The organism is Aquabacterium sp. (assembly GCF_044226965.1).
Taxonomy (GTDB): domain Bacteria; phylum Pseudomonadota; class Gammaproteobacteria; order Burkholderiales; family Burkholderiaceae_C; genus Pseudaquabacterium.
In genome coordinates this window covers 98,911-108,669 of sequence record NZ_JBGAGA010000013.1, presented here as the reverse complement: position 1 = coordinate 108,669, position 9,759 = coordinate 98,911, and the positions used below count along the sequence as shown (strand labels likewise).

Genomic DNA, 9,759 nt, shown 5'->3' with positions numbered 1-9,759 from the left:
GCCGCTGGCCAAGGTGGCCTACGACCCGAAGCTGAACCTGCTGAAGAACGTGCTGGGCATGCACACGCGCGTGTCGCGGGTGCAGGGCGCGCAGCTGAAGGCCAAGCGCGAGATCCGCATCGCCACGCTGTTCAAGGACGCGCCGGCCGACTTCCTGCGCATGATCGTCGTGCACGAGCTGGCGCACCTGAAGCAGCCCGAGCACGACCGCGCGTTCTACGCGCTGTGCGAGCACATGGAGCCCGGCTACCACCAGCTGGAGTTCGACCTGCGCCTGTGGCTGACGCTGCGCGAGCTGGCGTCCGCGGGGGCCGACCCCGCCGCCTGACGCCGCGCCCCCTTTGCGCCACTGCCGCGCCACCGTCCGGTCGACGACCGCGACCCTTCCCCCCCCGGCGACGACCCCTCGTCGCAATCGCCTGTGACGCCAAGCCCGGCGCCGCGACAGTGCAGCCATCGAAGACATCCCGTCGTCGATGCAACCCGAAGGAACGCACCATGAACACCCCTCAGCCATTGCCCTGTCCCTGCACGCCATGCCCCGGCGCCGCGTGCACCTGCGGCTGCCAACGCGCCGTCGCCCCGATGGCCTGCGCCTGCGGCCCGCAGTGCGCCTGCCCGTGAACGAGTTCGTCCTCGCCTTTGCCGGCGGCATCGTCGGCGCCGTCCTGATGGACATCACCGAGACGCTGGCCGCCCGCGCCGGCCTGACCAGCGGCGTCAACGTCGCCCTCGTGGGTCGCTGGGCGCGAGGCCTGCTGCGCGGGCCCCGTGAACGAGTTCGTCCTCGCCTTGCCGGCGGCGTTCGTCCTCGCCTTTGCCGGCGGCATCGTCGGCGCCGTCCTGATGGACATCACCGAGACGCTGGCCGCCCGCGCCGGCCTGACCAGCGGCGTCAACGTCGCCCTCGTGGGTCGCTGGGCGCGAGGCCTGCTGCGCGGGCAATGGGCTCATGCCGACATTGCCCGCTCGCCGGCGCAGCCGGGCGAACGGCGCATGGGCTGGGCGTTCCACCTGCTCGTCGGCGGTGGCGGCGTGGCGCTGCTGTATGCCGGGGTGCTCCAGGCCACGGGCTGGACGCTGCCAACCCATCGCCTGCTGGGGGGCCTGGCCTTCGGCCTGGCCACCTCGCTGCTGCCCTGGCTGCTGTTGCTGCCGGCCTTCGGCTGGGGCTGGTTCGGCCGGCGCGGCCCGCGGGGTGCCAATGCGCTGCTGGCGAGCCCGCTCTCGCACATTCCCTATGGCCTCGGCGTCGGGGCCGTCATGGCGTGGGGCGGCCGCTGGCTGTAGGTCGGACGACGTCGGCGCGCCCGGCCGTGGCGACCGTTCGGTCGACCGGATCGACGGTTCGCGGACAAACCCGGCCGCCCGCCGCCGCCGCCGCTTGGCGGCAGGCCACCCCGGCCCTAGAGTCGCTTCGGTCCGGTTCCCGTCCCCCCACCGCTGCCCGCCATGTCCGCCACCAGCCCCCGCATCGCCAGCCTCTGGCCCCGCAGCCTCATCGGCTCGGCGTCGTTCGTCGGCGCCGCCGTGGTCTTCTGGGCCCTGGCGTCGACGCTGCTGTACTTCCTGGTGCCCGGCATCGAAACCTATCCGCGCCTGCTGGTGTTCCATGAATGCGTGGGCCTGACGATGATGGCCTGCGTGTTCGTCCTGCTGCGCAGCGGCCGGTTCGACCGCTTCAGGCCGGCGCTGCGCTGGCTGCTGATCGGCCTGATCGCCATTCCCGTGGGCTACTTCCTGGGTCACCAGTTCGCGTTCATTGCCCTGGGCGAGCCGATGCGCATGGTGGGCCACCAGCAGATCAGCCTGATCCCCATCCTCTTCACCGTGCTGGTGGGGGGCATTGCCTTGAACTACTTCGCGACCCGCGAAACCCTGGCCCGGGAAGCGACCGCGCGTTCCGAAGCCCAGCGCCTGGCCGTCGAGGCGCAGCTGCGGCTGCTGCGCGCGCAGCTGGACCCGCACATGCTGTTCAATTCGCTGGCCAACGTGCGCTCGCTGGTGCGCGAGGACGTCGACCGGGCCGAGTCGATGATCGATCAGCTCATCGTGTACCTGCGCAGCGCGCTGGCCGCTTCGCAGACCGATGCGGTGGCCCTGAGCCGCGAGTTCGCGCAACTGCGCGCCTACCTGGACATCATGGCCTTGCGCATGGGGCCGCGCCTGCGCTACCGGCTCGAGCTGCCCGCCGCGCTGGAGCGCAGCCTGGTGCCGCCGATGCTGCTGCAGCCGCTGGTGGAGAACGCCATCAAGCACGGGCTGGAACCGAAGGTCGGTCATGGCAGCATCGACGTGGTGGCGCGGGCGCTGCACGGCGGCATCGAGATCCGCGTCAGCGACACCGGCCTCGGCCTGCCGCCCGACGAGGGCGACGAACCCGGCGCGCGCCCGGCCGGCGCCAGCTACGGCCTGCAGCATGTGCGGGACCGCCTGCGCGTGATCTACGGCCCCGCGGCCCGGCTGGACCTCGAACGCCGCGAGCCCACCGGCGTCTGCGCCGTGGTGTTCGTCCCTGCCAATGAATCCAGGAGACTGGCATGAGCCCGAGCCACCCGCCCACCGCCGTGATCGCCGAAGACGAACCCGTGCTCGCGCGCACGCTGCACCGCCTGCTCGAACAGCTGTGGCCCGAGCTGCGCGTCGTCGGCGTGGCCGACGATGGCCTGCAGGCCACCGAGCTGGCGCTGCAGCTGCAGCCGGACGTGATGTTCCTCGACATCAAGATGCCGGGCCGCACCGGCATCGAGGTGGCCGAAGTGGTCGCCGACGACTGGCCCGACGACCGGCCCGAGCCGCTGTTCGTCTTCGTCACGGCCTACGACCACTACGCGGTGCCGGCCTTCGAGCGCGCGGCCGTCGACTACCTGCTCAAGCCCGCCACCGCCGATCGGCTCCAGCACAGCGTGGATCGCCTGAAGGCCAGGCTGGCGCAGCGCGCGGCGTCGCCGCAGGCCGGCGACATGGCCACGCTGATGCAGCGCATGCAGTCGCTGGCCGCGCCTGCTGCCACGGCGCGGCAGGACGAAGCGCCCGACGGGCCGGCGCAGGAGCGCATCAAGGTCATCCGCGCCGGCGTGGGCAACACCGTGCGGATGATCCCGGTGGCCGAGGTGGTCTGCTTCGAGGCCACCGAGAAGTACGTCAATGTCGTGACGCCCACCGGCGAGGCGCTGGTGCGCATGAGCCTGCGCGAGCTGATGGCGCGCATCGCGTCGACCGACTTCATCCAGGTCCATCGCAGCGTGATGGTCAACGCGAACGCGATCCTCAGCGCCACGCGCGACGAGAACGGGCACTACAGCCTGAACGTCCGCGGGCTGCAAAGGCCCTTGAAGGTCAGCCGGGCCTTCGGCCACCTCTTCCGCCCGATGTAAGCGGCCCACCGCTCGGTCGACCGGGCCGACCGCTGGCGGACGCCGGCGCACCGTCGATCGCAAGCGGCTGTCCTGCCGGGCGACGGTCCCCGACAGTGCGTGCACTGCTTCATCGCACCTGCGGTGAACCAGCACTTCAACCGCACACCCCACCGCACAGGACCACACCATGAACCGCCGCTTCGCGCTCACCGCCTTCGCCCTGACCCTGCTGGCCAGCACCGCCGGCTGCATGTCGCCGCCGACGAACCTCGACCTGTCGCTGACCCGGCCGACGCTCGACCAGAAATACGTCGTCACGCTGCAGCCGCCCGCCACGCCCGCGGCCCTCCATCAGTTGCACCGCTGGCAGGTGAAGCTGGCCACGCCGGCGGGCGTGCCGGTGGCGCATGCGCGCATCCTGGTCGACGGCGGCATGCCGCAGCATGGCCATGGCCTGCCGACGCGGCCCCAGGTGACGCAGGAACTGGCCGACGGCACCTACGTGATCGACGGCATGAAGTTCAGCATGACCGGCTGGTGGGAGATCAAGCTCGCCATCGACGGCGCGCAGGGCTCCGACAAGGTGACGTTCAACACCGTCGTCGTCGAGCCCGGCGCTGGCCGCTGATCTTGGGTGTCATGTCGAGCAAGGAGACGGCGATGCGCCACCCATGGAACGCAAGCTGGCTGCTGGGCAGCCTGTTCGCGGCGAGCGCCGCCGTGCTGGTGACCCTGGCGCATGCGGGCCCCCGGTCGACCGGCGCCGAAGGCTGGTCGGAGCGGGAACTGGCGGTGCTGGCCACGCTCAGCCTGCAGCGCCTGCCGCCCGCGCCCGTCGACCCCTCCAACGCGGTCGAACGACGGCCGGCCGCGGTGGAACTGGGCCGGCGCCTGTTCAGCGACGCACGCTTCAGCGCCAACGGCAAGGTGTCATGCGCGAGCTGCCACGACCCGCAGCGGCAGTTCCAGGACGGGTTGCCCGTCAGCCGTGGCGTGGGCACCGGCGCGCGGCGGGCCATGCCCATCGTCGGCGCCGGCCACAGCCCCTGGCTGTTCTGGGACGGCCGCAAGGACAGCCTGTGGTCGCAGGCCCTCGGACCGCTGGAAGACGCGGTGGAGCATGGCGGCAACCGCACGCGCTATGCGCAGCTGGTCGCCGCGCACTACCGCGCGCCGTACGAGGCGGTGTTCGGAACGATGCCGCCGCTCGATGGCCTGCCGCCCGATGCCGGACCGCACGGCGCGGTGGCCGAGCAGGCGGCCTGGGCCGCGATGAGCGAGCGCCAGCGCGCAGCGGTGTCGCGCGTGTTCGCGAACATCGGCAAGGCCATCGCCGCATACGAGAAGTCGCTGCAGCACGAACCCACGCGCCTGGACCGCTATGTCGATGCCGTGGTCGCCGGCCGCACGGCCGATGCCGGCGTGCTGCAGCCCGACGAGTTGCGCGGCCTGCGCCTGTTCATCGGCAAGGGCCAGTGCGTCAGCTGCCACAACGGGCCCCTGTTCAGCGACCGGCAGTTCCACAACACCGGCGTGCCGCCACGCGACCCGGCGCGTCCCGACCGGGGCCGGGCCGACGCGACGGCCAAGGTGCGCGCCGACGAGTTCAACTGCCTCGGCGCCTTCAGCGATGCCGCGCCGGCCCAGTGCCAGGAATTGCGCTTCATGGTGGAAGACGATCCGGCGCTGCTCGGCGCGTTCAAGACGCCGGGGCTGCGCGGCGTGGCCCAGCGCGCGCCCTACATGCACGCCGGCCAGCTGGCCACGCTGTAGCAGGTGGTGCGCCACTACGTCGCTGCACCGCACGCGGCCGTGGGGCATTCGGAGCTGACGCACCGCCATGCCGGCGATGCGTCCGCGGCCCGGCACGACGAGCGCGCACCGATCGAGCTGACCGATGCCGAAGTGGCCGACCTGGTGCGCTTCCTGGGCACGCTCGGCGGCGAAGCCGGCAGCAGACCCTAGCGCAGGGCCTGCGCCAGCGCCGGCGTCGCCGCCTCGATCGGCGCCAGCAAGCGCGGCCACACCCGCGCACCCACCTGCGCGCGGAAGGCGCCGAAGTGGCCCAGGCGCTTCAGGCCCAGCGCCTGCGGCACCAGTTCGTGGCGCTCGACCCGCGCGGCACTGAACTGCGCGGCCAGCGCGTCGACCGCGCGGGCGGGCCCGTAGGTCAGGTCGTCGCTGATGTTCCAGACATGGGCCACGCCGCGGAAGGCGCGATAACTCTCGATGTCGGCGGCCAGTGTCGGGTCGGTGAACAGGTAGCCACGGCGGCGGCCCCAGCGTGCCCATTCCAGCGCCACCTGCTTGGGCAGCCCGTCGCCGCGGCCGCCCAGCGCCCAGCCGGGCGCCTTGCCGAGCAGGTGGCTCACCAGCGGCAGCAGGCCGTGGAAGTATGCGAAGGTGATCCAGCGCTGCAGGCCGGGCCAATGGCGCCAGTCGCCGCTTTGCGCGCCCAGGGTCAGCAGCGCGTCGGCCTGCACCAGGCCGGGCGCCAGGCCGGCCGCGTTGCCGCCGAAGGAGTGGCCGATCAGCAGCAGCGGCAGGCGCTGCGCGCCGCTGCCGCGGCGGAGTTCGGCCTCGGCCAGCGCGGCGCGCATGTCCTGCAGCGCCCAGTCGCGCATGCGGCTGCCATCGCGGTGCACCGGGCCGCGGCGTGATTCGGCAATGCCGCGGTAGTCGTAGCTCAGCACCGCATAGCCGCGCTGCGCCAGCCAGGCCGCGAAGTGGCGGTAGTAGCGCTGCGGCACGCCGGTGGCTGCGCTGATCATCGCCACCGCACGCGCCGGCGCCGCCGGCTCGTACCAGCGGGCGGCGATCGGCGTGCCGTCGGCACAGTGCAGTGTCAGCAGCGGCGGCAGCGCATCGGCGGCCGGCGGATGGACCGGGGCTTCGAAGGCGGCTTCCAGCGCAGCGAGGTCGGGCGAGGCATTGGGGGGCAGGGCATCCATGCAGCCACTCTAGACAGTCAATCCGGCATTGACTAGGCGCCACAGGGTTGACATATTGCTTCCATGAGCTCACCAATCAAGCCGCGTGGCACCGCTTCGCGCGCGTCGACGGCCGCGCTGCCCAGCCAGGTGCAGCGCGGCCGCGAGGCGCTGCTGGCGCTGGACGCCAATGCGCTGGAGCTGTTCGCCCGCGTGGTGGCGGCCGGCAGTTTTGCCGAAGCCGCGCGCCGGCTGGGGCAGACGCGCGCGGCGGTGAGCCGCCGCATCGCCGCGATCGAGGCCCAGGCCGGCGTGACGCTGCTGGCGCGCACCACGCGCTCGCTCGGGCTCACCGAAGCCGGGCGGCGGCTGGCGGCGCATGCGCGCGGCGTGCAGGAAGCGGCCGACGCGGCGCGCCGCAGCGTGCGCAGCGGGCGCGCTGCGCTGGAAGGGCGGCTGCGCATCACCGCGGTGCCCACCTTCGGCCGGCTGGTGCTGGCACCGTTGCTGGCGCGCTTCCAGCACAAGCACCGTAGCCTGCGCTTCGAGCTGCTGTTCACCGACCGGCAGGTCGACCTGCTGAAGGAAGGCATCGACATCGCCTTCCGGCTCACGCGCAAGCCGCCACCGGACTGGCTGGCGCAGCCGGTGATGGCCTACCGCGTCGGCGCCTTCGCCGCGCCTGCGATGGGCGCGCAGCCGCTGGCCGGCCCGGCCGCGCTGGCCGACTGGCCCGGGCTGCTGCTGGGCGTGTCGGCCGACAGCGTGCCGCTGCTATGGCGCAAAAGAAGCGGCCACGACGACGGGTCCGACAGCGTGCGGGTCGAGGTCCAGCCCGCCATCTGGAGCGACGACATGGAAGCCCTGGTCACGCTGGCCCGCGCCGGCGCCGGCGTGGTGTTCGCGCCGGACTACTGCGTGCAGGCCGACCTGCAGGCCGGCCGCCTGGTCGACCTGCTGCCCGGCTGGCAGCTGCCGGTGGCCGAGGGCGAGCTGGTGCAGGCCCTGACGCTGCCGCCGGCCATCGCGCCGCGCAGCGCCCGCGAGCTGGTGAAGTTCGTGCGCGAGGCCTGCAGCGTCGAGCTCAGTTCAGAGGTGCGCCCGCCTCGTACCAGCGCTTGAGCACGGCACGCTCGTCGTCGGTGATCTGCGTCGCGTTGTTCAGCGGCATCAGCTTCAGCAGCACCGCCTGCTGGTACAGCTGCTGCGCATGCTGCTTCACCAGCTCCGGCGTGTGCAGCGCCACGCCCTTCTGCTGCAGCGTGGCGTTGTGGCACAGCGTGCAGCGCTGGTCGATCACCGCCTTCACGTCGGCGAACCGCACCGGCTTCGCGGCCGCGGCCCGCGCGGCGGCCGAGGGCGGCGCTGGCGCGAGCCAGACGGCCAGGCCGATCAGCACCGCGGTGCCGGCGACGGCATGCTCCCAGGGCACGCGCTTGCCCTGCACCAGCGCCTTGTGGCGGGCGACGAAGCTGTGGCGGATCAGCGCGCCGGCCAGCATCAGCAGCACCAGCACGAGCCAGTTGTGCTGGCCCTGGTACAGCCAGCCGTAGTGGTTCGACAGCATCGCCACCAGCACCGGCAGCGTGAAGTAGGTGTTGTGCACGCTGCGCTGCTTGGCGCGCTGGCCGTGCACCGGGTCCACCGCCTGGCCGGCCTTCATCTGCGCAATCACCGTGCGCTGGCCGGGGATGATCCAGAAGAACACGTTGGCGCTCATCGCGGTGGCCAGCATCGCGCCCACCAGCAGGAAGGCGGCGCGGCCGGCGAACAGCTGGCAGGCCAGCCAGGCCGCGGCGATGACGAACACCAGCACGCCGGCCGCGACGATGCGGTCGCCGCCGGCGCGCTGGCCGAAGGCGCGGCAGATCGCGTCGTAGACGAACCAGAACGCGGCCAGGAAGCCCAGCGCCGCGGCAATGGCGGTGGCCGGTGCCCAGTCGTGCACGCTCTTGTCGACCAGGAAGCTGCCGGCGTTGAACAGGTACAGCGCGGTGAACAGCCCGAAGCCGGTGAGCCAGGTGCTGTAGCTTTCCCAGTAGAACCAGTGCAGGTGCTCCGGCAGCGCCTTGGGCGCCACCATGTACTTCTGCGGGTGGTAGAAGCCGCCGCCGTGCACGGCCCAGAGTTCGCCGTCGACCCCCTTGGATTTCAGGTCCGGCGCGGTCGGCGGCGTCAGGCTGTTGTCGAGGAAGACGAAGTAGAACGAGGAGCCGATCCACGCGATCGCGACGATCACGTGCGCCCAGCGCAGCAGCAGGTTGGCCCAGTCGAGCAGGTAGGTGGTGTCCATCACGTCATTGGCATCGGGGACGATCCCTCACCACAGCGGGCTCTGTGAGGTGTGAAGGTCGCAAGCACGGGGGCCGGCAGGTGGGGGCCGGCCGCCCGGGCGCCGCGGCGACGTGGTCGGAAGTGTATACAGTCTATCGCGCCTGGGATCTCAGGGTTTGATGTCGGCGGCCTTGATGGCCGGGCCCCAGTCGGCCACCTGGCTGGCAACGAAGCTGGTGAACTCGGCCGGGCCGGCCTTGTGCGGCGTGATGCCCAGCTCCTCGAGCTTCTTGACGATGGCGGGGTCGGCCACGATCTCGCTCAGCGCCTTCGCCAGCTTGTCGGTCACCTCCTTCGGCAGGCCGGCCGGGCCGGAGACGCCGAAGTAGTTCTCGGCCACCAACTGCGGGAAGCCCAGCTCGGTGGTGGTGGGCACCTCGGGCAGCAGCGGCGAGCGCACCCGCGTGGTCACTGCCAGGCCCTTGATCTGGCCGGCCTTGACCATCGGCACGAAGGCGGTGATCACGTCGATGCCCACCGGAATGGTGCCGGCGATCAGGTCGGTGGTCATCGGCGCACCACCGCGGTACGGCACGTGCTGCATCTGGATCTTCATCGCGGCCTTGGCCATCTCGCCGACGATGTGGCCGATCGAGCCCGGCCCGCCGGAGCCGAAGGTGTAGCCCGGCGCGGCGGCGGCCTTGGGCAGGTCCTTCAGGCTGGCCGGGCCGGTCTTCGGGTTGGCCATGATCAGCACCGGCGCCACGCCGATCATCTCGACATGGGTGAACTGTTTGACCGGGTCGTAGGGTTGCTTGGGCACCGTGAACGGGCCGATCGAGGTGGGCGTGGAGTTCGACAGCATCAGCGTGTAGCCGTCGGGCGCCGCGCGCACCACTTCCAGGCCGCCGATGGTGCCGCCGGCGCCGGGCTTGTTGTCCACCACCACCACCTGGCCCAGGGCCTTGCCCAGCGGATCGGCGATCACGCGGGCGACGATGTCGCTGGCACCGCCGGGCGCGAAGGTGACGATGATGCGGATCGGCTTCTCGGGCCAGGCGGCCCAGGCCGGGCCGGCCAGCGTGGCCGCGGCGGCCAGCGCCAGCGCTGCGCGCAGCAGGGGGCGGCGCTCGGGTTGCGGGGAAGGACGCATGCGTGTCTCCATCGTCGAGGGTGAATGCGGGCGGCGATGCAAC

General features: G+C 72.0%; 11 protein-coding genes. 8 read left to right on the top strand and 3 right to left on the bottom strand.

Features of this window, described 5'->3' with window-relative positions; genetic code table 11:
* The 7 genes from ACILR4_RS08535 to ACILR4_RS08505 form a co-directional block, all read left to right on the top strand.
* The coding region (locus ACILR4_RS08535; protein ID WP_395700416.1) for a YgjP-like metallopeptidase domain-containing protein at nucleotides 1-328 on the top strand (328 nt) is incomplete at its 5' end.
* Between the two features lie 443 nt (nucleotides 329-771).
* The gene (locus ACILR4_RS08530; protein ID WP_395700415.1) at nucleotides 772-1,290 is read left to right on the top strand and encodes a DUF2938 family protein; all 519 of its coding nucleotides are present in this window, start codon (nucleotides 772-774) and stop codon (nucleotides 1,288-1,290) included.
* 162 nt (nucleotides 1,291-1,452) lie between these two features.
* Nucleotides 1,453-2,544 (top strand): sensor histidine kinase, encoded by a 1,092-nt coding sequence (locus tag ACILR4_RS08525; RefSeq protein ID WP_395700414.1) that lies wholly within the window; start codon nucleotides 1,453-1,455, stop codon nucleotides 2,542-2,544.
* On the top strand, nucleotides 2,541-3,377 hold the full coding sequence (locus ACILR4_RS08520) for a LytR/AlgR family response regulator transcription factor (RefSeq protein WP_395700413.1): 837 nt from the start codon (nucleotides 2,541-2,543) through the stop codon (nucleotides 3,375-3,377). Before ACILR4_RS08525 ends, ACILR4_RS08520 begins: the two co-directional genes overlap by 4 nt.
* Nucleotides 3,378-3,546: 169 nt before the next feature.
* Nucleotides 3,547-3,987 carry a FixH family protein gene (locus ACILR4_RS08515; RefSeq protein WP_395700412.1) on the top strand — a complete coding sequence of 147 codons (441 nt, stop codon included), beginning with the start codon at nucleotides 3,547-3,549 and terminating at the stop codon, nucleotides 3,985-3,987.
* A gap of 32 nt (nucleotides 3,988-4,019) precedes the next feature.
* Nucleotides 4,020-5,132 (top strand): cytochrome-c peroxidase, encoded by a 1,113-nt coding sequence (locus ACILR4_RS08510; RefSeq protein WP_395700411.1) that lies wholly within the window; start codon nucleotides 4,020-4,022, stop codon nucleotides 5,130-5,132.
* 3 nt (nucleotides 5,133-5,135) lie between these two features.
* A complete protein-coding gene (locus tag ACILR4_RS08505; protein WP_395700410.1) occupies nucleotides 5,136-5,324 on the top strand; it encodes a hypothetical protein in 189 nt (62 codons plus the stop codon).
* Here ACILR4_RS08505 and ACILR4_RS08500 read toward each other — a convergent pair.
* On the bottom strand, nucleotides 5,321-6,310 hold the full coding sequence (locus tag ACILR4_RS08500; RefSeq protein WP_395700409.1) for a serine aminopeptidase domain-containing protein: 990 nt from the start codon (nucleotides 6,308-6,310) through the stop codon (nucleotides 5,321-5,323). The two genes, ACILR4_RS08505 and ACILR4_RS08500, sit on opposite strands and share 4 nt — an antisense overlap.
* Nucleotides 6,311-6,373: 63 nt before the next feature.
* On the opposite strand from ACILR4_RS08500, the gene ACILR4_RS08495 reads away from it, so the two are divergent.
* A complete protein-coding gene (locus ACILR4_RS08495; RefSeq protein WP_395700408.1) occupies nucleotides 6,374-7,411 on the top strand; it encodes a LysR family transcriptional regulator in 1,038 nt (345 codons plus the stop codon).
* On the opposite strand, the gene ACILR4_RS08490 is transcribed toward ACILR4_RS08495, so the two are convergent.
* Both ACILR4_RS08490 and ACILR4_RS08485 read right to left on the bottom strand, forming a co-directional pair.
* The gene (locus ACILR4_RS08490) at nucleotides 7,374-8,582 is read right to left on the bottom strand and encodes a urate hydroxylase PuuD (protein ID WP_395700407.1); all 1,209 of its coding nucleotides are present in this window, start codon (nucleotides 8,580-8,582) and stop codon (nucleotides 7,374-7,376) included. The two genes, ACILR4_RS08495 and ACILR4_RS08490, sit on opposite strands and share 38 nt — an antisense overlap.
* Nucleotides 8,583-8,732: 150 nt before the next feature.
* Nucleotides 8,733-9,716 carry a Bug family tripartite tricarboxylate transporter substrate binding protein gene (locus tag ACILR4_RS08485; RefSeq protein WP_395700406.1) on the bottom strand — a complete coding sequence of 328 codons (984 nt, stop codon included), beginning with the start codon at nucleotides 9,714-9,716 and terminating at the stop codon, nucleotides 8,733-8,735.
* Nucleotides 9,717-9,759: the final 43 nt, after the last annotated feature.